A 19,653-nucleotide genomic window follows, 5' to 3' on the forward strand; every position below is an offset into this window, starting at 1 on the left:
TGACGGCGAAAAGCCGCTGCTACACTTCAATTCCCGCTATAACCGCCTTGTCGGTCCTTATTGCAGGCCACGCATGGAGAACGCAATGCCATCATCTGCCAACGGTCAGTCTCCGGTGTCGCGCAAGTTCGCCTGGCTGGTCGGCGCCATGGTCACCGCGGGCCTGCTCTGGACATTCGGCTGGTTCTTCTTCGCCTCCCGTATCGAGGATCAACTGCCCGCCACACTGGCGCGGATTGTCGGCCCAGGCGCCAGCGCCGACTGTGCCGAGGCCGAGGTCCGCGGCTATCCCTTCCGCGTCGGACTGTTCTGCGAAACCGTATCCTATGCAAACCCGGCGCAGAGAATAGTCGCGACCTCGGGCGCCTTTCGCTCCGCCGCCCAGTTTTACCGGCCGCAGCATGTTGTCGGCGAAATCGACGGACCGTTCATGCTGGATACGTCGGGCCTGATCCTGCGCGCTGACTGGCAATTGATGCAGGCCAGTGTCAGGGCGGTATCGAACGGACTTGACCGCGGCTCGATTGACGCCAGGAACACCAGCGTCAACATCGACGGCGCAGGGCTCACCCAGCGCTTCGCCCTTGAGGCAGACCGCGTGACAGCCCATGCACGTCAAAATGGCCCCGATCTGGATGTCGCTATCTACGGCGAGAACCTGCGCAACACGCTGATCACCGGACTGGGCGCCAGGTCCGTCACATTCGAGGCAACCCTCTCGGACCAGTCGTCCCTGTTGCAGGTCCCCTTTGCTCCGCTCCGCGGCCCCTTTGCAGGGGAGCTGCATCGCGTCGCCATCGAGTTTGATGAAACATCGACGCTCGACTTGGCTGGCCCGGTTCAGGTCAGTGCTGATGGACGCCTGACCGCAAATCTCGAACTGACGGTCAGCAACCTCGAGCAACTCTCGGAACTGGTAGCAAGCCTCAACCCGGAGAGTGCTCAGCTGATCAGCCGCTTCGGCCCGATGATCTCGGCGCTGGATATCAGGCCCGGCGACGATGCCACCACCCTGCCCTTGACGATACGGAACAACCAGGTCTCGCTCGGGATCATTCCGCTCGGCGAACTGCCTGCATTCTGAACCTATTCCGCAGCGTCGGTCTTGGGAGCGTTGCGGCCGAAGTTGGGCGCATCCGTGTCCTGCCCGGCCTCGACGATCGAACGGCGGATGCCGCGGGTTCGTGTAAACAGCTCAAACAGCTTATCGCCGTCCCCCCAGCGGATCGCGCGCTGCAGCGACGACAGATCCTCGGAAAATCGCGCCAGCATTTCAAGGATTGCATCCTTGTTGTGCAGGCAGACATCTCGCCACATCACCGGATCGGATGCGGCCAGGCGGGTAAAGTCGCGGAAGCCGGAGGCCGAGTACTTGATCACCTCGGATTTGGTCACGGCTTCCAGATCGTCCGCGGTTCCGACGATGTTGTAGGCAATGATATGCGGAAGGTGCGACACGATCGCCAGCACAAGGTCATGATGATCCGGATCCATCTCCTCGACCGTCGAGCCGCATGCTTCCCAGAACTCTGCCAGTCTTGCGATTGCCCCGGCATCGGTGCCCGCCGGCGGCGTCAGAATGCACCAGCGTCCTTCGAACAACTCGGCGAAACCCGCCTGCGGGCCGCTTTGCTCGGTACCGGCGATCGGGTGGCCGGGCACGAAATGGGCCGTGTCCGGAATGTGCGGCTGCATCTGCCGGACGACCGACGCCTTGGTCGAGCCGACGTCGGTGACGATTGCGCCTGGCTTCAGATGTGGCCCGATCTCCCGAGCCACCGCTTCCGATGCACCCACTGGAACCGAGACGATCACCAGATCGGCCTTGGCGACAGCTTCTGCATTGGAGCCGAAGTAGCTGTCACCCAGACCGAGCGCACGCGCCGCTTCAAGCGTCTCGGCACTTCGTGTGGCGATGGCGACCTCGCCGGCGAGCCCCTTGGCGCGGATCACCCGCGCCAGCGACGAGCCGATAAGCCCGATGCCGATCAGGGCGACAGTCTCGAACAGCGGTTTGGTCATGTCACTCAGGCCATAAAGCTCTTCAGCGCGTCGATCACACCGAGATTGGCTTCCTCACTTCCGATTGTCATTCTCAGCGCGTCCGGCAGGCCATAGCCCGCCACGCGCCGCAGCACATAGCCGCGCGCACCCAGATACTCGTCCGCATCCGCCGCGGTCTTGCACGGGGTGTCGGGGAAGTGAATCAGTACGAAATTGCCGACCGAAGGTGTCACCGACAGCCCCATCGCCTCGACTGCCTCGACAACGCGGCCGAGCCAGATTTCATTGTGCTCGACGGCCCGGTCGATATGCGCCCGGTCACCGATTGCCGCCGCGCCGGCGGTGATTGCCAGGGCGTTGACATTGAACGGCCCGCGCACGCGGTTGCAGGCATCGATGATCGCTTCATGCGCATACATCCAGCCAATCCGCAAACCGGCAAGACCGTGGATTTTCGAGAACGTCCGGGTCATCACCACATTGGCGTTCGCCGAAACCAGCTCGACGCCCGCCTCGTAGTCGTTGCGCCGCACATATTCGGCATAGGCCGCATCGAGCACCAGGATCACGTGACCGGGCAGTCCGGCATGCAGGCGCCGGACTTCGCTGACCGGAAGATAGGTGCCGGTGGGATTGTTCGGGTTGGCGAGAAAGACGAGCTTGGTCCGTTCGGTCACCGCGCCGAGGATATTGTCGACATTGGCTGTCAGGTCATCGGTGTCGGGAACCGACACAGGCACCGCGCCGGCAGCCATGATCTGGATCTTGTAGACCAGGAAACCATGCTGGGTGAAAACACCCTCGTCACCCGGCGCCAGGTAGGTCTGGCACAACAGCCCGAGCAGTTCGTCCGAGCCGTTGCCGCACATGATGTTGCCAGGATTGAGACCGTAGGCACGGCTGATCGCATCGCGCAGCAGATGTGCCGAGCCGTCCGGATACAGCGCCAGGTTCGCATTCCTGGCTGCCAACGCCTCGGCAACCTTGGGGCTCGGCCCCAGCGGCGATTCATTGGAAGACAGCTTGTAAACCTTGGCCGCGCCATGCGCGGTCTCGCGCCCCGGCACATAGGCCGCGATATCCATAACACCCGGTTTCGGGCGGGGCATGTCGGTGCTGTTCATGAAGAAGCTTCCTTGCAAGCTGAAAACCAAGGCCGAGACGGCGGAAATAGCCTCTTGCAGCGGTCTTGTCGAGAGTGTCGCTCAGACCTGAGACTTGGGCAGCTTCGCCTGTCGGTGCGAGGTACGCGAGGTTTGCGGAGAAAGTACCGGAACGAACACACGGCGCGAGGCGCGCGCCGCCACGGGCAGCCCCTGGTAGAGCCGTTTCTGTGCCTCGACGATGATCACTCCAGAGAACACCGGCCACAGTTTGCGGCCAAGGCGCTCGAAAACCCGCTGCATGCGCAGAATTACGCCCCGCCGCGAGGGCGGAAAGAACAGCGCCTCGGCGAAGGCCCCGGGCGTGAAATTGCTTTCGCGCAGAATGGTGACAAGCTGTCCGCGCGAATACGGCCGTCCGGCGCCAAATGGCGTATGCTCGAACCTTGCCCACATGCCGCGCCTGTTGGGCGCCACGATTACCAGCCGACCGCCGGGCGCCAGCACCCGCCACAGCTCCTTCAGTGTTTCGCGCGGGTTTTCGGCGAACTCGAGTGAATGCACCATCAGCACGCGGTCCATCGAGGCATCGGGCAATGGCAGCTCTTCATCGAACACAAGCACCGTCGCCGAGGGGCCGCCCGCAGGCCAGTTCACGGCACCCTGGCCTGCCGGCATGAAGGCGAAGGTGCGTTCCGCATCGGGCCGGAACCGGTCCAGGTAAGGCGCCGCATAGCCCAGGCCCATCAACCGCTCTCCCGGCATGTTGGCCCAGATCGATGAAAGCGCCATGGCCACCGAATGTTCGGCAACCATGCCGAGCCGGGAGTGATAGAACTGTCTCAAATCGACGATATCTGCGTGCATGAACCTAAACTGGGGCAGAAACGCATTGCGGGCAAGTGCCTGGAGATGGGATCGGCACCGGACATGCTCGAAACACACTTCGGAAGAAGTTTGGCAGCGATCAAGGTCAAATGCCTGTCTGCCGGGTGACGAAGCCGATGCTGCCGGTTATGCTCCCATGGCTGATTCAACACATGCACTAGGAAAACCCATGACCAGCCTCTTGATCGAGCAATTTACCTGCAGGCAGGACAATTTCGGTGTCATCCTGCATGATCCGCTCACGGGGGAGACCGCAAGCATTGATGCACCGGACGCGTCAAGGATCACGGATCGCCTCGGCGACGGAGGCTGGAAACTCAGCCACCTCCTCATCACTCACCACCACCCCGATCATGTCGAGGGCATCCCGGCCCTTGTTGAATCCTATTCGCCCAAGGTCATCGGGCCCGAGGCGGAGGCGGGAAAGATTTCCGGGCTCACCCAGACGGTTGGCGATGGAGACTCGTTCGAATTCGCCGGCAGAACCGTCAAGGTGATTTCTACACCTGGCCATACCGCCGGCCATATCTGCTTTTACATTCCGGATGAATCGCTGCTGTTTGCCGGCGACACGCTGTTTGCACTCGGATGCGGCCGTCTGTTTGAAGGCTCACCCGAAGACATGTACGGCTCGCTTGCCCGGCTTGCCGAGCTTCCCGACGAAACCCGCGTCTATTGCGGTCATGAATACACCCAGTCGAATGCGCGCTTTGCCGTTTCGGTCGATCCTGACAACCAAACCCTTGCCAAGCGCAGCAAGGAGATCGACGAACTCCGGTCGAAAAGGCTGCCGACGCTTCCGACCACGATCGGGTTCGAAAAGCGCACCAATCCGTTCATGCGCACCGGCGATCCTGCGATCCGCAAACAGCTCGGCATGGAAAGCGCCAGTGATGTCGAGGTCTTCGCCGAACTGCGCCGGCGCAAGGACAGTTTCTGATCATGGACCCCTCACTGTCGGCCCGCGAAATCATCTCTCTTCTCGATATGCGGGAGCACCCGGAGGGCGGTTGGTACCGCGAGACGTTCCGGGACAGCGCCGGCGGCGAGCGCGGACATTCGACGGCCATATACTACCTGCTTGAAGGCGGCGACTGTTCGCACTGGCATCGCGTAACCGACGCGGTGGAGATCTGGCACTGGTATGGCGGCGGCCCGCTCGCCCTCACCCTGTCTTCGGATGGATGCAACGCCCAATCCCACCGGCTCGGCATGAACCTGGCTTCCGGCGAGCGGCCGCAGATCGTCGTGCCGGCCAATTGCTGGCAATCCGCCGCCTCGCTTGGCGCCTGGACACTGGTCGGCTGCACCGTGGCCCCGGGGTTTGAGTTCTCGAGCTTCGAGATGGCGCCACCCGACTGGCGGCCCTCGCCTTTCGACGGCGCGCCGCTCAGCCCAAAAGGCCGAGCGTGATCAAAAGCTGCCCTGCATAGTAGAGCACCCAGACCGCCGGGCTGGTGAACCGCCGCAACGGACTGGTATCGGCCATCAGGAATTTTTCCGATCCGAGTATGGCGTCCGACGCCATGAACAGCACCGCCCCCAGCAGCACCAGTCCGCCAAGTGTCAAGCCGCCAAGTCCCATTACGCTTATCGCCAGCACATAGGCGGCCACCGGCAAGGCAAGGGTGCCGGCCTTGCGAACCATCAGCGTTCCCATGCCAACGCCGAACAGCATCACTGCCAGCAGGCCGGGTATGGAAGCTTCGGCAAAGCCGGGTCCGGAAACGATGAACAGCACCGCATATGCGATGTGCGCGGCCAGAAAGCTTCCCAGACCGCCCAGGAAGGCCACTTCACCCTCATGCGCAAGGAAGGCATCGCCAAGCGCGGACAGGGCCAATGCCACGATCAGCAGCACCGGACCGCCGGCATGAAATGCCAGGCCGGACAGCGCCCCCACGGCCATTGTCTTGGCGACGGTGCGACCGAGCGCCGGGGCCTTGTTGAGAGCCAGCAGATAGACTGCGAAGCCCGCCGCCGAAACGGCAAGGAAAATCCAACTGCTTCCCGCGATGCTTTGAGACAATCCGCTCATGCCGACAGCTTGCCCTTCATCGGCTTTCGGCCACGCAGAAGGTCCTTTGCCGCCAGGAAGGCGCCTCCGGTGATCAGCAGACACGCCACCGCTATACCAATGCTTGCCTTGCCATGCCCGAACAGGACCAGGATCAGCGTTGACAGCAGCGGTGCGGTGTAACTTGCCACGCCCAGCACCTGGATGTCGCCCTTCTTCACCCCGTAGTCCCATGCGTAGAATGCCAGACCGACCGGTCCGAGGCCCAACCCGATCACCGCCAGCCATTGGCTCATCGTCTCCGGCCAGACCGTGGTCTCGAGAATCAGGTGACAAACCAGCGACAACACCGCGGAAATGACGCAGAATCCGGCAATGACGTCGGTCGGGGTTGCGCCAAACCGTCGTGACATCAGCGAGTAGCCCGACCAGGTCAGGGCGCAAAGACCCGCGGCCCCGTAACCGATCAGGCTGCCCCCGCCGAAACCGCCTTCCGCGCCCCTGATCAGGATCAGCGCGGTTCCCGCCAGACCCATCAATGCTCCCACCACATGGTGCCAGCCCAACCGTTCACCCGGCAGCAGCGCCGACCCGACCACGATCAGCAGCGGCCAGAGATAGGCAATCAGGCCCGCTTCCACGGCGGGGGCGTTTCTCAGCGCGGTAAAATAGAGAAAATGATAGCCGAACAGGCCGAACAGGCCGAGCGCCCAGACCTTCGCCGGTTGCCGGAAAGCCGAAAACCGTCTCGGATCCCTGAGCATGGCGCCTAGCCCGATCATCGAGCCGACCAGAAAGCAGATGGCCGAAAGCTGGAAAGGCGGCATCGTGCCTGAGGCAGCGGTCAGCAAGGCAAGCGCCGACCACATCAGGATCGCGGAAAAACCAACCAGCGTGGGAAGATTCTGCACTGTATGATTGTCCCGCTTCTGCCTGCCGTATCGGTCCCGAACCCGTTTCAGCGTCCCGCGCAAGGCCAATCAAGCGATCCGCCTTGCGCATGCACATCATGTCCGGTGCAAGGTGTACTAGCCGCCAAATTTCGTGGCTGCAACAATGACCTTGCCGATCTTCGTCGGCACCTTGGCGTAAACCGGCGCATAAAGGCCGACCGCATCGTTCTTGGCGAACCAGACTTCCGCGCCCTTGAGTTCTCGCAGGTATCGAATCCCTGACGAGTTCTTGCGGTAGCCGGAATTGGGTTCAAACCGCACCGAGCAGACAATGGCGTCACCCTTGAACCCCTTTGTACTGAACGGGCGTATGCTCTTTGGTGTCAGATGCAATGTCGCCCTGGCTTCGCCGTCAAAAATGGGCAAGCTGCGCGGACACACCGCCGAACCGGCCGGAAAGACGAGGCCAGAGAGCGGATCCAGAACCTTGCGCAGATCGCCTTCCAGAAGCGGCACCCAGTCGGACCCTCTGTCTTTCGGCTCGGGCTCATTGACCGTCGAGTGAACGTCGCCATTCCTGAAGGTGATCTCGGTACGGTGTTTTTTCTTGTCGCTGGTGTAGTCTACGAGAAATTTCGAGGCTTCCAGCTTGTCGCCGGTCACCTTGCCCGAGACGTTGGCGTTGCCGCGGACCTTCGAAAAAAGATCCGAAAAGGCTGAAGAGCGAAGGTCGCCCGTTATACTGTAGGAAGTACCATCCACCTGGGTTATGAAGTTGGCGGAGGCGACCGGAAAGCCGACCAGTGAGACCTTGTAATCCGTACGAACCTGAACCGGTTCGGCCATTGCATGCTGTGGCCCGGCCATCGCAGCAGCCAGCACCAGACCCGACAGAAACATCTTAACACGTGCCATGGGGTTTCCTTTCCCTTCATCTCATGTCCGACGTTTATCGATTCCTCACCCTGAACCCAGACTGAACAGGGTATCATTTCTTCTGTGCAATGGAAAAAACACCTTTGGCGGGGTCTGTGGGCCATGAATACCGGTTTCCGGTCATTGGCGGCTTGACGCGGCTTGCTGGTCTGACTATAGACACGCGACTTCCGATAAAGGCCTGCGGTCCTTTGGGTGAGCCTTGTTTCCGGCTCGGCCCGTCCGCTGGCGAAGAGATAATAGGTGCAAAATGTCACGCAGCTGTGAATTGACCGGCAAGGCTGTACAGTCCGGTAACAATGTCAGCCACGCCAACAACCGGACCCGTCGCCGGTTTCTGCCGAACCTGTGCAATGTTACGCTGATCTCCGATGCTCTCGGCCAGCGCTACCGTCTGCGCATTTCCGCCAACGCCCTGCGCACTGTCGAGCATCGCGGTGGCCTCGACGCATTCCTGGCCAAGGCCAAGGACGCCGAGCTTTCGATGCGCGCACGCCTGCTCAAGCGCCAGATCGCCAAGAAGCTCGAAGAAAAAGCTGCAGCCTGAATCAAGGCGTAGCCTTACAGCGTGATGGCGGGCTTCTGGCCCGCCTTCGTTTTTTCCACTGGTGGCATCAACCCAGGATAAAAAAATGCGAATGATCCCTTCTGTCTTGCCGTTCATGGCCTTCATGGCCGCCATCGTCGTGGCATCGAACTTCCTGGTTCAGTTCCCGGTCGATTACAGCATCGGTGCGCTCAATCTCGCCGATCTTCTGACCTGGGGTGCCTTCACCTATCCGGTCGCGTTCCTGATCACCGACCTTGCCAATCGCCGCTTCGGCCCGGCCACGGCGCGTCTCGTGGTATTCTGCGGCTTCGTCATCGCCGTCGCCCTGTCGATCTGGCTTGCGACGCCGCGCATCGCCATCGCCTCGGGATCGGCTTTCCTGCTGGCGCAGCTTCTCGACGTTTCGGTTTTCGACCGTCTGCGCAACCGGGTCTGGTGGCTGCCTCCGCTGGTCTCGACAGTCATCGGCTCCAGCCTCGACACGCTTGTCTTCTTCGGTCTCGCTTTCTCGCAGACAGCCAACATCATCGGCGCCGGCGACGCGTTCGCCAGTGAAGCGGCTCCGCTGCTGGGTCTGTTTGCCATGGAAGCGCCGCGCTGGATCTCGTGGGCACTGGGTGACCTCGCCGTCAAGCTGATCGTCGGACTGTCGATGCTGTTGCCCTACGGCATGCTGATGCCGGTGCTGGCCCCACAGGGCCGTGCCTGACAGGCCGCAGGCCGGCTTGGCGCCTCAGGCTGGGGCGCCATACCCTGGCGGCTAGCCGTCGTCCCCGACATAGCGGAATTCAAGAACCAGGTTCCGCTGCAGGATGGAATGATTGTCATCCGAGACAAGGGTAACGAACACACCTCCATCCTCGTCCTCGCTGACATCCAGGCCTTCCATGTTGTCGATCTGGTCGCCGAAATCCGCTTCAAGAACGACCGGCCCGTCAACCAGGTTTCCCGCCCCAAGCCGGCTGGCGTCAATCCTGCGGATGCGCATGCCGATGCCTCCGGCGATCGAGAACCGCCGTTCCAGCAGCAAGAGGTCGCCATTGGGCAGGAAGTCGCCGTCCGTCACATCGTAGGGCGGGTGCCGCTTGACGAAGAACACGCCCTTCTTCGGCCCGGTCAGCACAGCGGCATAGATATCGCCATTGGCATCGAGACTTCTCTCGGAGACGACAACCACCTCTCCCGCCAGCGGCGAGGTTGCCGGCGCCACCATGATGGCCTCCAGGCCACGATTGTTGCGGAGTTCCCTCAACGGGATCTGCAGGGGCACCGTCCCGGTAGGCCTGGAACTGCCTGGCGCATCAGCTGGATAGACATCGACCCGGCTCCGCCGTTCGAAGCTGACCAGCACCTCGTCACCGCGCACCGCCAGGCCTTCGGCATCGACGCGCCACTTCTCTTCCGAAGACTCGCCGTCCGCATCCAGCATCGAAGCGACCGAGAAATCCGCAATCCCGGTCAATTCACCATTCGGCCCCCGCTCGAAGCGCCCGGCATACCAAAAGCCGGTGTCCATGACGCCCAGAAAACGCTGCCGGTCAGCCGACAACCGGATCGCCGACATCGCGCCAAGCATCGAACTCGGAGAACTCAGCTCGAGCCCGCCGATGAACTCGAAGGCACCGAACCGGGTCTGGTCCGAACCAACCTTGAAATTGGAAATCAAACGCGAGTTTATCGGAAGGGTCTGGTCTTGCGCGGCGGACGGCAGAGCCGTCGAGATTGTCAACGCGGCAAGCACGCTTGCGACCAGCATCAGCCGCGACCTGTTTCGCAGACGGATCACGCCCGCTTGCGCCCGCGCCGGGATTGCGATCCGCCCGCTTCGTCGGCAAACAGCGCCGCCAGCTGCTCGGTCATCGCGCCGGCCAGCTCCTCCGCATCGACAATCGTCACAGCGCGCCGGTAATAGCGGGTGACATCGTGCCCGATGCCGATGGCAAGCAGTTCCACTGCGGACCGGGTCTCGATCTCCTCGATCACCGCGCGCAGGTGCCGCTCGAGATAATTGCCAGGATTGACCGACAGCGTTGAATCGTCGACCGGCGCGCCGTCGGAGATCATCATCAGGATCTTGCGCTGCTCGGGCCGCCGGGCCAGCCGCGAATGGGCCCATATCAGCGCTTCACCGTCGATGTTTTCCTTGAGCAGCCCTTCGCGCATCATCAGACCCAGATTGCGCCGTGCCCGGCGCCATGGCGCATCCGCGGACTTGTAGACGATGTGTCGCAGATCGTTGAGCCGGCCCGGTGTCGCCGGCTTGCCGCCGCTCAACCACTTCTCGCGGCTCTGACCGCCCTTCCAGGCCTTGGTGGTAAAGCCGAGCAGCTCCACCTTGACCCCGCACCGCTCGAGCGTGCGCGCCAGGATGTCGGCGCAGGTTGCAGCAACGGTGATCGGCCGGCCGCGCATCGAGCCGGAATTGTCGATCAGCAGCGTCACCACCGTGTCGCGGAAATTGGTGTCGCGCTCCATTTTGAATGACAGCGGCTGCATCGGATCAATGATCATCCGGGTCAGCCGGGCGCTGTCGAGATAGCCTTCCTCAAGATCGAAGTCCCAGGCCCGGTTCTGCTGCGCCATCAACCGGCGTTGAAGCCGGTTGGCGAGCCGTCCCACAACGCCCTGCAGATGCGCCAGCTGCTTGTCGAGAAACGCCCGCAGCCGGTCGAGCTCCGCCTCATCGCAAAGTTCCTCGGCAGAGATCTCCTCGTCGAACTCCGTGGTGAAGACGTGATAGTCGATCTTCTCGTTGAGTTCGCCGAAGGGATCGCTCGACTTGCGCGTCTCGCCCGGAGTTTCGGCATCCTCGTCGCTGTCGTCGATGGTATCGTCTTCGCCGGTTTCCGCGCCGTCCATCTCGCCGGAATCCATCTGCTCGTCGGAGGTCTCGCTTTCCTCCGCCGGTGCAGCGTCCGAGCCGGCTTCTTCCTGCGAGGACTGGTCGTTGTCCTCCTCGCTGCGCGGTTGATCCTCGTCGGAAACCTCGTCCTGCTCGTCCTGTTCGCTGTCGTCGTCGCCGTAATCCTCAGCCATCTCCATGGCCGAGAGCATTTCGCGGATAACACGGGCAAAGGCCTGCTGGTCTTCGACCGACCCTTCAAGCGTCTCAAGCGCGCTGCCGGCCTTGTCTTCGATGAAGTCACGCCACAGCTCGACCACCTGTCCCGCCGACTCCGGCGGTTTGCGGCCAGTCAGCTTTTCGCGGACCATCAGCGCCAGTGCTTCCTCGAGCGGCGCATCCTCGCGGCTGGAAATGCCGCTGTAATTCGCCCGCTGATACTTGTCCTCGAGCATCGAGGTGAGATTGTCGCCCACTCCCGTCATCCGCCGTGCGCCGATGGCCTCGACCCGGGCCTGTTCGACGGCATCGTAGACTGCGCGGGCATCCGGGCCCTGCGGCGCCATCCGGGCATGGACGGAATCATCGTGGCAGGCCTTGCGCAGCGCCATGGAATCGCCGAGCCCGCGGGTCACCGAGAAATCGTTCCGCGACGGCCGTTTCGGCAGATCCGGCAGCCGCGCCCGTTCCCCGGAAATTCCCGGCCGGTCGGTGCCGAAGGAAACCTCGAGCTCGTGATCGCCGGCAATGGCGCGCACGCAACCCGTCAGCGCCCGCCGGAACGGCTCGGCGTCAACGGTGCCACTTGGCTTTGCTCGGGAATTGTCGCCGCGTCCGGCCATTGCTCTACCCGTCAGGCGGTTGCGCTCAGAACGATGTTGGCAGCACTTTCCTTCAACTCGACGCCAAACGCCCGTTGATAGTGTTCAGCCACCAGCGCCCGTTCCAGCTCGTCGCATTTGTTAAGGAAGGTCAGGCGGAATGCCATCGCCACATCGCCGAAGATTTCCGCGTTTTCCGCCCAGGTGATCACTGTACGCGGGCTCATCACGGTTGAAAGATCGCCATTGATGAACGACGAACGGGTCATGTCGGCAACCCGGACCATCCGTGAAATCGTTTCGCGGCCATCGCCCTTGGCGAAACCCTTGACCTTGGAGGCTACGATATCGACCTCCTGGTCGTGCGGCAGGTAGTTCAGCGTGGTGACGATGGACCAGCGGTCCATCTGCGCCTGGTTGATCTGCTGGGTACCATGGTAGAGCCCAGTTGTATCGCCAAGGCCGACCGTGTTGGCGGTCGCAAACAGGCGGAACGCCGGGTGCGGCCGGATGACGCGGCTCTGGTCGAGCAGAGTCAGGCGGCCTGAGGATTCAAGCACCCGCTGGATCACGAACATCACGTCAGGACGGCCGGCGTCATACTCGTCGAACACCAGCGCGACATTGTGCTGATAGGCCCATGGCAGGATGCCGTCCTTGAATTCGGTGACCTGCATGCCCTCGCGAACAACGATCGCGTCCTTGCCGACCAGATCGATACGGCTGACATGGCTGTCGAGGTTGACGCGCACGCAAGGCCAGTTCAGCCGTGCCGCGACCTGCTCGATATGGGTCGATTTGCCGGTGCCGTGGTAGCCCGACACCATCACGCGGCGGTTGTGGGCAAACCCGGCCAGAATGGCGAGCGTCGTGTCACGATCGAACAGGTAATCCGGATCCAGGTCGGGCACATAGGCGTCCCGTTCCTTGTAGGCCGGAACGGTGATGTCCGAATCGATGCCAAACACTTCGCGCACATTGACGGTTGTGTCCGGCAGGTTGGTGATATCGAGGTCGATCTTGCTCATCATGTCTCCAAGGCCTGGCTCAAAAAGAGCCCGTGGGCCGTCTCTCCTGTCCGATCCTGCTTTAGACTGTTCGCTTAGCAGAAACCAGACTGCTTTAACAATTGGTAGGCCTGGATGACGGCACGAAAACGGTCTTCCGAACCGCGGTCACCGCCATTGGCGTCGGGATGGTGTTGCTTGACCAGTTCCTTGTAGCGGGTCTTGATCTCGCTCGAAGTCGCATTCGCTGTCAGGCCCAGCGTATCGAACGCCTTCGATTCAAGTGTCTTCACCTTGCGTGCGCGAACCGGCCTGTTGGGACGGGTCTGGTTGAAAAAACCGTGAGGATCGCGCATCCGCGCCTGGGCGCCTGCCGACCCCGACTTGGCGGTCGACTGGGTCGGGCCGCTGGCCGCCGAGCGGTCGACACCCATTTTCCAGGTTGGCCGGTGACCGGTCAGTGCTTCCTTCTGGTAGCGCGCGATCTCGCCGTCCGAAAGGCCCGAGAAATAGTTGTAGCCCTTGTTGTACTCGCGCGCGTGATCAACGCAGAACATGAAGTACTGCCCTTCGGCATCACGACCCACAGGGGCACGGTGGGTACCCGGCTTGCTGCATCCGTCCCACTGGCATTCAGGCGTGGTGGGCTCGGCCGGACGAGCACCCTTTCGGCGGACCCTGATGCGGTCAAAATATTTGGAATCCAGTTTCATATCGACGATTATGGTGCTCTACAGGTTTGCGAACAAGGATTGACAGGGATGATTCAAGCTGCGTACCCCGTCTCGACGTCGAATGCCACCATGCAAATCGTGACAACCGAAATTTGTGACCGCACAAGATACCCCAGGAGCAAACGCATGTCTCGCCAGAGCCGCATAGAAACCGCGCTGACCGACCGTTTTCAGCCCGAACGGCTCAAGGTGATCAATGAAAGCCATCTCCACGCCGGTCACAACCATTCCGGCAGCGATCACCACGAGGCATTTGACGGAACCGGCGAAACCCATTTCCGGATCCGCATCGTCTCCGAGGCGTTTTCCGGCATGAGCCGCATCGAGCGCCACCGGGCGGTCAACGCCTTGCTTAAGGACGAACTCGACGGCGGATTGCACGCCATGGCCGTCGAGGCCTCAGCCCCGGGCGAACCCACCCGCTGGTAGCATTGCAGGTTTTGGCCGCGCCAAATACTGAAAGACTGAAATCAGCCCCGCTCTAAGTCTTGTCCATCGGACGGATCCTCAACCGGGTGATCCGGTTGCGATCCCGTTTCATCACGATGAAGCGCTTGCCGTGGAAGGTGAAGGCCTGCTTTTCCTCCGGGATCGTCTGGGATTCGTGAATCACCAGGCCTGCCACGGTCGTCGCCTCGTCATCGGGCAATGACCAGTCAAGCGCCCGGTTGAGATCGCGAATGGGCACAGAGCCGTCAACGACGATCGAGCCGTCGGCCTCCTGGCGGACGCCCTGCACCTCGGTGTCATGCTCGTCCGCAATGTCGCCGACGATTTCCTCGAGAATGTCCTCGAGCGTCACCAGCCCTTCCACTTCGCCATACTCGTCCACGACGATGGCAATATGGGCCTTGCGCCGCAGGAATGCGTTGAGCTGGTCGGGCACGCTGGTTGTGTCGGGCACGAACCACGGCTTCTGGGCAATCTTGACCACGTCCAGCCGGTTCGTTTCGCTTGGCGCGTCGGCCAGCACCCGCAACACGTCCTTGGCATGCACGATGCCGATGATGTTGTCGGTAGACCCCCGCCAGATCGGCATTCTCGTATAGGGGCTTTCGAGCACCGCACGGACATTGGTCTCGGGCGTCTCGTCAGCATTGAGCATTCGCATCGAGGTGCGATGAATCATCACATCCGAGACTTCCAGCTCGCCCAGATCGAGCACGCCGCCCAGCCGGTCACGATCGGCCTTGACGACCGATCCCTCGCGATGCAGCAGGTCGACAGCGCCGCGGATCTCTTCATGCGCCGACAGCATCGATGTTTCCGACGCGAAGGTGACGCCGAACACCGCCATGATCTTGCGCACGATCCAGTTGATGAAGCTCGACAACGGACCGACCACGACAACGAAGGCCTTGACCACCGGCGCCACGAACATGGCAAAGCGGTCTGGTGTCGAGATCGCCCAGCTCTTGGGCAGCACTTCAGCGAAGATCACCAGAAGCAGCGTCATCGTCAGCGTGGCCACCGCCACACCGGAATCGCCGAATATCGACAACAGCACACTGGTTGCCAGCGCCGAGGCCAGAATGTTGACGAGGTTGTTGCCGATCAGCAGCGCGCCGATCAGCCTGTCCTTGCGTTCGATCAGCGTGTTGACCGTGCCCGCACGTGCATCGCCACTGGTCTGCAGCGAGTGCATGCGTGCCCGCGACGCTGCCGTCAGCGCCGTTTCCGAACCGGAAAAGAAACCCGACAGTGCAATCAGGGCGAGGATCGCCATGATGGTCAGGCCATGCTCGGCCAGCGTTGAAACGATGTTATCCAGGATCATGATCCCCGTTTTTCCTCCAGGAAGCGAAACACTTCATCCGCCTGCACATCGTCGGCAACGAAAGCCTCGCCGATTCCGCGCGTCAGGATGAAGGTCAATGCACCGCGCCGGACCTTCTTGTCCTGCCCGATGTGTTTCATCAGTATATCGGTCGCCGGCAGCTCACCTTCAATATCCGCCATGCGGGTTGGCAGGCCAACCTCGCTCAAATGGCGCTGAACCCTCGCGGCATCATCCGGGCTCGCCAGGTTCATCCGCGCCGAAAACTCGTGCGCCAGCACCATGCCGATCGCCACACCCTCGCCATGCACCAGCCGCCGGCCGTCGTAATCCGTCGCCGCTTCCAGCGCGTGGCCGAAGGTGTGACCAAGATTGAGCAGCGCCCGCGCACCTTTTTCCCGTTCATCCGCCGCCACCACGTCGGCCTTCGCCTGGCAACCCGTGGCGATCGCCCGGATCCGTGCCGCACCACCCGCAAACACGTCCCGCCAGTTCTGTTCCAGCCAGCCGAAAAACTCCGGCCGGTCGATCAGCCCGTATTTCGCCACCTCCGCATAGCCCGCCCTGAACTCGCGGATCGGCAGGGTATCCAGCACATCGGTGTCGGCCAGCACCAGATCCGGCTGGTGAAACACCCCGATCAGGTTCTTGCCATGCGACGAATTGATCCCGGTCTTGCCGCCAACGGAGGAATCCACCTGTGCCAGCAGGCTGGTCGGCACCTGGATGAAACTCATGCCGCGCCGGACGATCCCCGCGGCAAAACCGGAAAGGTCGCCGATCACGCCGCCACCCAGCGCCACCACCGCGTCGCCGCGTTCGAGCCGCGCTCCGAGCACATGGTCACAAACCTTCACCAGCTCATCGAACCGCTTGGTTTTCTCACCCGGTTCCAGCACCAGCGGCACAGCCTCGATTCCGCCCGTGGCAAGGCTTTCCATGAGGCTGTCGAGATGAGCTGCAGCGACATTGCGATCGGTGATGACGGCGCACCGGATCCCGGGTTTGCGCGCCGCGATCTCGGCACCGGCCCGCGCGATCAGCCCGGGGCCAATGACAATATCGTAGCTGCGCTCACCGAGATTGACGCGCACTGTTTCATGTGAGGGGGTCTGGGTCATTGATCGGATACCGTTTCCTGCCTGCTGTCCAGCCGTGCCAGCGCCATGACCGTTTCAGCGGCAATTATGTCCTTGTCATCATCGCGGGACTGAACCGTCACATCCGCCTTGGCATAGACCGGATAGCGCTGATCAAGCAGATCGGACAGTGTCTGCTTCGGGTTTGCAGTCTTGAGCAGCGGACGTGAATCGCGCTTCGAAACCCGTGTCCAAAGCACTTCGAGATCGGCTTTCAGCCAGACCGAAAGACCGTTGGCCAGAACCATGGCGCGGGTGGTGTCGTTCATGAAAGCTCCACCCCCGGTCGACAGCACACGCGGCCCGGTCTTCAACAGCCGCTTGATAACCCGCGCCTCAAGTGCCCTGAACTCCGGTTCGCCATAGGCCTCGAACAGTTCCGGGATCGTCATCCGGGACACCCGCTCGATCTCGTGGTCGGAATCGACAAAGGGAATTCCGAGCATCTGCGCCACCAACCTGCCGATGGCAGATTTGCCCGCGCCCATCAGGCCGACGAAAACCAGATTGCGGTGGCCAAGCACTCGCCGCGCCTTCTCGATATCCTGTTCCGGCGCGATAGCCTGCGGTTGCGTCAACTGTCTCCCCCGCCCTCGGGCCATTGGTATGGCCCTCTATTGGACAAGTCCGGCGGCGCGTCAAGCACAGCCGGACTTGTCGTTCAAGCTTGAAACGCCGCGCTCGCTGCCGCATAACACCTCCATCACCTGTTCGCCGGAGTGCTCATGCCTTCCCTGTTTCGGTTTCTTTTTCTCTGTGCCGTGCTCGTGGGCCTGGTCTATGGCGCCATGTTCGCCTTGATCGTCTATGTCGAACCGGTCGACCGGGAAGTCACTGTGCGCGTGCCGACCGAGAAACTCAACAACTGACAGGAACCGGTCTGCTCATGCGCGATCTCAGCGCCGCCAATGCCGAAGCATTCCTTGAAATGATGAGTGCCGAACGCGGCGCGGCCGAGAACACGCTGGAAGCCTATCGCCGCGATCTCGATGACGCCTCTGCCGTGCTCAGCTCGCTTGGAACCACGCTGGCCAGGGCACAGCCCGAAGACATCCGCGGGGTCATCGGAGATCTGGCAAGCCGGGGATTTTCGCCGGCTTCCCAGGCCCGCCGGCTTTCCGCACTGCGACAGTTCTACAAGTTTCTCCATGCCGAAGGTCTTCGCGATGACGATCCTACCGGCGTGATCGATTCCCCGCGCAAGAGCCGCGCCCTCCCGAAAATCCTCAGCATCGACGATGTCTCGAAACTGCTGGCCCAGGCGGAAACCGACATCTCCATGGCTCGCGATCCCGGGGAAGCCTTGCGGCGCATCCGCTTTCGCGCCCTGCTGGAGCTTCTCTATGCCACCGGCATGCGAGTCAGCGAACTCGTCAGCCTGCCTTTCAGGGTGCTTGCTGATGACGGGCGGTTTCTGATCATCCGCGGCAAGGGCGCCAAGGAACGCATGGTGCCGATGTCGCGGCCCGCCCGCGCGGCTCTCGACGCCTGGCTCGCGGCAATCGGCGACACCGCCGAGGAGGCTGGCTTCCTGTTTCCGGCGAACTCTTCGGAAGGCTATCTCTCCCGCCAGGTATTTGCCCGAGAGCTCAAGGAAGTTGCTGCCCGCGCCGGCATTCCTGTGGCAAAGGTCTCACCGCATGTGCTGCGCCATGCCTTTGCCAGCCATCTGCTGGCAGGTGGCGCCGATCTGCGTGCTGTCCAGGAATTGCTCGGCCATGCCGACATTTCCACCACTCAAATCTACACACACGTGCTCGATGAAAGGCTGCGGCAATTGGTCAATGAGCACCACCCCCTTGCAAAAGCCACAAAAAGTCGCGATTAAGCCCGCTCGCAGCACGCCAAAGAATGCGTGACAGACATGCCGGACTGGGCTTGACTGGTCACGGCGACGATAAATGCGATGGCCCGCGTGGAAAAATCAATGCACAACTATCTTGATTTCGAAAAACCGATCTCCGACCTGGAAGGCAAGATCCTCGAACTGAGGAAGCTTGCAAACGAGGACGAGAGCATCGACACCGGCGATGAAATCGCCCGCCTCGAAACCAGAGCCCGCGACGCCATGGCCGAGATCTACGGCAAGCTCAATCCGTGGCAGAAAACCCAGGTCGCAAGACATCCGGACAGGCCGCATTTCAAGGACTATGCCGAAGCTTTGTTCGACGAGTTCACGCCGCTGGCCGGTGACCGCAAATTCGCCGAGGATGCCGCCATACAGGCCGGATTTGCCCGCTTCCGCGGCCAGCCTGTGGTGGTGATCGGCCAGGAGAAGGGCCACGACACCAAGACCCGCATCCGCCACAATTTCGGCTCCGCCCGCCCGGAGGGCTATCGCAAGGCGATCCGCATCATGGAGATGGCCGACCGGTTCGAGCTTCCGGTGATCACGCTTGTCGACACAGCCGGAGCCTATCCGGGCGTCGGCGCGGAAGAACGCGGCCAGGCCGAAGCCATTGCCCGTTCGACCGAGACCTGCCTCAATCTCCGCGCACCGCTTATCTCGATCATCATCGGCGAAGGCGGATCCGGGGGCGCCATTGCCATTGCCACCGGCAACCGGGTCTTCATGCTCGAACACGCGATCTACTCCGTCATCTCTCCGGAAGGAGCGGCTTCGATCCTGTGGCGCGATGCAACACGCGCCCGCGATGCGGCAACCTCGATGAAGATCACGGCTCAGGATCTGCTCGGTCTGGGCGTGATCGACAGCATCATCCCCGAGCCCGTGGGCGGCGCCCACCGCGATCCCGAAAGCGTGATCTCGCGTGCCGGTGACAAGATCTCCGCCGCCCTGGAAGAAATGGCCGGGCGTTCGGGCGATGAGCTGCGCTCGGACCGCCGCAAGAAATTCCTCGAGATCGGTCGTCATCTGGGCTAGCCGTCGCCCCATTCGGGCCACATTTACGACGCCAGTAAAGCAGACGCGTTCGAATACC

The 19,653-nt window shown here is 61.9% G+C and carries 22 protein-coding genes; 9 read left to right on the plus strand and 13 right to left on the minus strand.

Translation table 11 applies throughout. The annotated features are described in order from the left end of the window. Positions 1-85: 85 nt before the first annotated feature. Complete coding sequence (locus tag GTW23_RS09950) at positions 86-1,084, plus strand: DUF2125 domain-containing protein (protein WP_252915628.1); 999 nt, start codon at positions 86-88, stop codon at positions 1,082-1,084. 2 nt (positions 1,085-1,086) lie between these two features. Here GTW23_RS09950 and GTW23_RS09955 read toward each other — a convergent pair whose 3' ends face one another. The 3 genes from GTW23_RS09955 to GTW23_RS09965 form a co-directional block, all read right to left on the minus strand. After that, the gene (locus GTW23_RS09955) at positions 1,087-2,022 is read right to left on the minus strand and encodes a prephenate/arogenate dehydrogenase family protein (protein WP_152011343.1); all 936 of its coding nucleotides are present in this window, start codon (positions 2,020-2,022) and stop codon (positions 1,087-1,089) included. Positions 2,023-2,027: 5 nt separating this feature from the next. Continuing rightward, entirely contained in the window at positions 2,028-3,128 is a 1,101-nt protein-coding gene (gene hisC, locus GTW23_RS09960; RefSeq protein WP_252915629.1) for a histidinol-phosphate transaminase, read from the minus strand. Positions 3,129-3,209: 81 nt separating this feature from the next. Continuing rightward, complete coding sequence (locus GTW23_RS09965; protein WP_152011341.1) at positions 3,210-3,974, minus strand: class I SAM-dependent methyltransferase; 765 nt, start codon at positions 3,972-3,974, stop codon at positions 3,210-3,212. A 190-nt stretch (positions 3,975-4,164) separates the two neighbouring features. Here GTW23_RS09965 and gloB point away from each other — a divergent pair, with 190 nt between their 5' ends. Both gloB and GTW23_RS09975 read left to right on the plus strand, forming a co-directional pair. Beyond that, on the plus strand, positions 4,165-4,935 hold the full coding sequence (gene gloB / locus GTW23_RS09970) for a hydroxyacylglutathione hydrolase (RefSeq protein ID WP_252915630.1): 771 nt from the start codon (positions 4,165-4,167) through the stop codon (positions 4,933-4,935). Positions 4,936-4,937: 2 nt separating this feature from the next. Then, on the plus strand, positions 4,938-5,408 hold the full coding sequence (locus GTW23_RS09975) for a cupin domain-containing protein (protein WP_152011339.1): 471 nt from the start codon (positions 4,938-4,940) through the stop codon (positions 5,406-5,408). Here GTW23_RS09975 and GTW23_RS09980 read toward each other — a convergent pair. From GTW23_RS09980 to GTW23_RS09990, 3 genes are all read right to left on the minus strand, one after another. Beyond that, complete coding sequence (locus GTW23_RS09980; protein ID WP_252915631.1) at positions 5,386-6,033, minus strand: lysoplasmalogenase family protein; 648 nt, start codon at positions 6,031-6,033, stop codon at positions 5,386-5,388. The two genes, GTW23_RS09975 and GTW23_RS09980, sit on opposite strands and share 23 nt — an antisense overlap. Continuing rightward, a complete protein-coding gene (gene yddG, locus GTW23_RS09985) occupies positions 6,030-6,923 on the minus strand; it encodes an aromatic amino acid exporter YddG (RefSeq protein WP_252915632.1) in 894 nt (297 codons plus the stop codon). Before yddG ends, GTW23_RS09980 begins: the two co-directional genes overlap by 4 nt. 117 nt (positions 6,924-7,040) lie before the next feature. Beyond that, positions 7,041-7,820, minus strand: a complete 780-nt coding sequence (locus GTW23_RS09990; protein WP_252915635.1) for a DUF3108 domain-containing protein — start codon at positions 7,818-7,820, stop codon at positions 7,041-7,043. A 271-nt stretch (positions 7,821-8,091) separates the two neighbouring features. On the opposite strand from GTW23_RS09990, the gene rpmB reads away from it, so the two are divergent. Continuing rightward, a complete protein-coding gene (gene rpmB, locus GTW23_RS09995) occupies positions 8,092-8,388 on the plus strand; it encodes a 50S ribosomal protein L28 (RefSeq protein ID WP_152011335.1) in 297 nt (98 codons plus the stop codon). 85 nt (positions 8,389-8,473) lie between these two features. Next, positions 8,474-9,100 carry a queuosine precursor transporter gene (locus GTW23_RS10000; RefSeq protein ID WP_252915636.1) on the plus strand — a complete coding sequence of 209 codons (627 nt, stop codon included), beginning with the start codon at positions 8,474-8,476 and terminating at the stop codon, positions 9,098-9,100. Positions 9,101-9,151: 51 nt separating this feature from the next. Here GTW23_RS10000 and GTW23_RS10005 read toward each other — a convergent pair whose 3' ends face one another. The 4 genes from GTW23_RS10005 to GTW23_RS10020 all read right to left on the minus strand — a co-directional run bounded on the left by GTW23_RS10005 (position 9,152) and on the right by GTW23_RS10020 (position 13,783). Beyond that, the gene (locus GTW23_RS10005; protein WP_252915638.1) at positions 9,152-10,147 is read right to left on the minus strand and encodes an esterase-like activity of phytase family protein; all 996 of its coding nucleotides are present in this window, start codon (positions 10,145-10,147) and stop codon (positions 9,152-9,154) included. Between the two features lie 26 nt (positions 10,148-10,173). Beyond that, positions 10,174-12,075: a cobaltochelatase subunit CobT gene (gene cobT / locus GTW23_RS10010; RefSeq protein WP_252915639.1), complete on the minus strand. Its 1,902-nt coding sequence runs from the start codon at positions 12,073-12,075 to the stop codon at positions 10,174-10,176. Positions 12,076-12,086: 11 nt separating this feature from the next. Next, positions 12,087-13,082, minus strand: a complete 996-nt coding sequence (gene cobS, locus GTW23_RS10015) for a cobaltochelatase subunit CobS (RefSeq protein WP_152011331.1) — start codon at positions 13,080-13,082, stop codon at positions 12,087-12,089. A gap of 74 nt (positions 13,083-13,156) precedes the next feature. Next, positions 13,157-13,783, minus strand: a complete 627-nt coding sequence (locus GTW23_RS10020; RefSeq protein WP_152011330.1) for a J domain-containing protein — start codon at positions 13,781-13,783, stop codon at positions 13,157-13,159. A gap of 138 nt (positions 13,784-13,921) precedes the next feature. On the opposite strand from GTW23_RS10020, the gene GTW23_RS10025 reads away from it, so the two are divergent. Continuing rightward, positions 13,922-14,224 carry a BolA family protein gene (locus tag GTW23_RS10025; RefSeq protein WP_252915641.1) on the plus strand — a complete coding sequence of 101 codons (303 nt, stop codon included), beginning with the start codon at positions 13,922-13,924 and terminating at the stop codon, positions 14,222-14,224. 52 nt (positions 14,225-14,276) lie between these two features. Here the strand turns inward: GTW23_RS10025 and GTW23_RS10030 are convergent, their stop codons facing one another. From GTW23_RS10030 to GTW23_RS10040, 3 genes are read right to left on the minus strand one after another with little or no spacing between them, the layout of a single operon-like run. Further along, positions 14,277-15,521 (minus strand): HlyC/CorC family transporter, encoded by a 1,245-nt coding sequence (locus GTW23_RS10030; protein ID WP_382265198.1) that lies wholly within the window; start codon positions 15,519-15,521, stop codon positions 14,277-14,279. Positions 15,522-15,568: 47 nt separating this feature from the next. Beyond that, positions 15,569-16,693 carry a 3-dehydroquinate synthase gene (gene aroB / locus GTW23_RS10035; protein ID WP_252915643.1) on the minus strand — a complete coding sequence of 375 codons (1,125 nt, stop codon included), beginning with the start codon at positions 16,691-16,693 and terminating at the stop codon, positions 15,569-15,571. Then, positions 16,690-17,289, minus strand: coding sequence for a shikimate kinase (locus GTW23_RS10040; RefSeq protein ID WP_244615355.1), 600 nt, complete (start codon positions 17,287-17,289; stop codon positions 16,690-16,692). The genes aroB and GTW23_RS10040 overlap by 4 nt, the downstream gene beginning before the upstream one ends. A 147-nt stretch (positions 17,290-17,436) precedes the next feature. Between GTW23_RS10040 and GTW23_RS10045 the strand changes: the two genes are divergently transcribed. The 3 genes from GTW23_RS10045 to GTW23_RS10055 all read left to right on the plus strand — a co-directional run bounded on the left by GTW23_RS10045 (position 17,437) and on the right by GTW23_RS10055 (position 19,595). Next, entirely contained in the window at positions 17,437-17,580 is a 144-nt protein-coding gene (locus GTW23_RS10045; RefSeq protein ID WP_152011325.1) for a histidine kinase, read from the plus strand. Between the two features lie 17 nt (positions 17,581-17,597). Continuing rightward, positions 17,598-18,539: a site-specific tyrosine recombinase XerD gene (locus tag GTW23_RS10050; RefSeq protein ID WP_252915645.1), complete on the plus strand. Its 942-nt coding sequence runs from the start codon at positions 17,598-17,600 to the stop codon at positions 18,537-18,539. Between the two features lie 99 nt (positions 18,540-18,638). Continuing rightward, positions 18,639-19,595, plus strand: coding sequence for an acetyl-CoA carboxylase carboxyltransferase subunit alpha (locus GTW23_RS10055; RefSeq protein WP_152011323.1), 957 nt, complete (start codon positions 18,639-18,641; stop codon positions 19,593-19,595). Positions 19,596-19,653: the final 58 nt, after the last annotated feature.

The organism is Parahoeflea alexandrii, assembly GCF_024105735.1.
Lineage (GTDB): Bacteria > Pseudomonadota > Alphaproteobacteria > Rhizobiales > Rhizobiaceae > Hoeflea > Hoeflea alexandrii.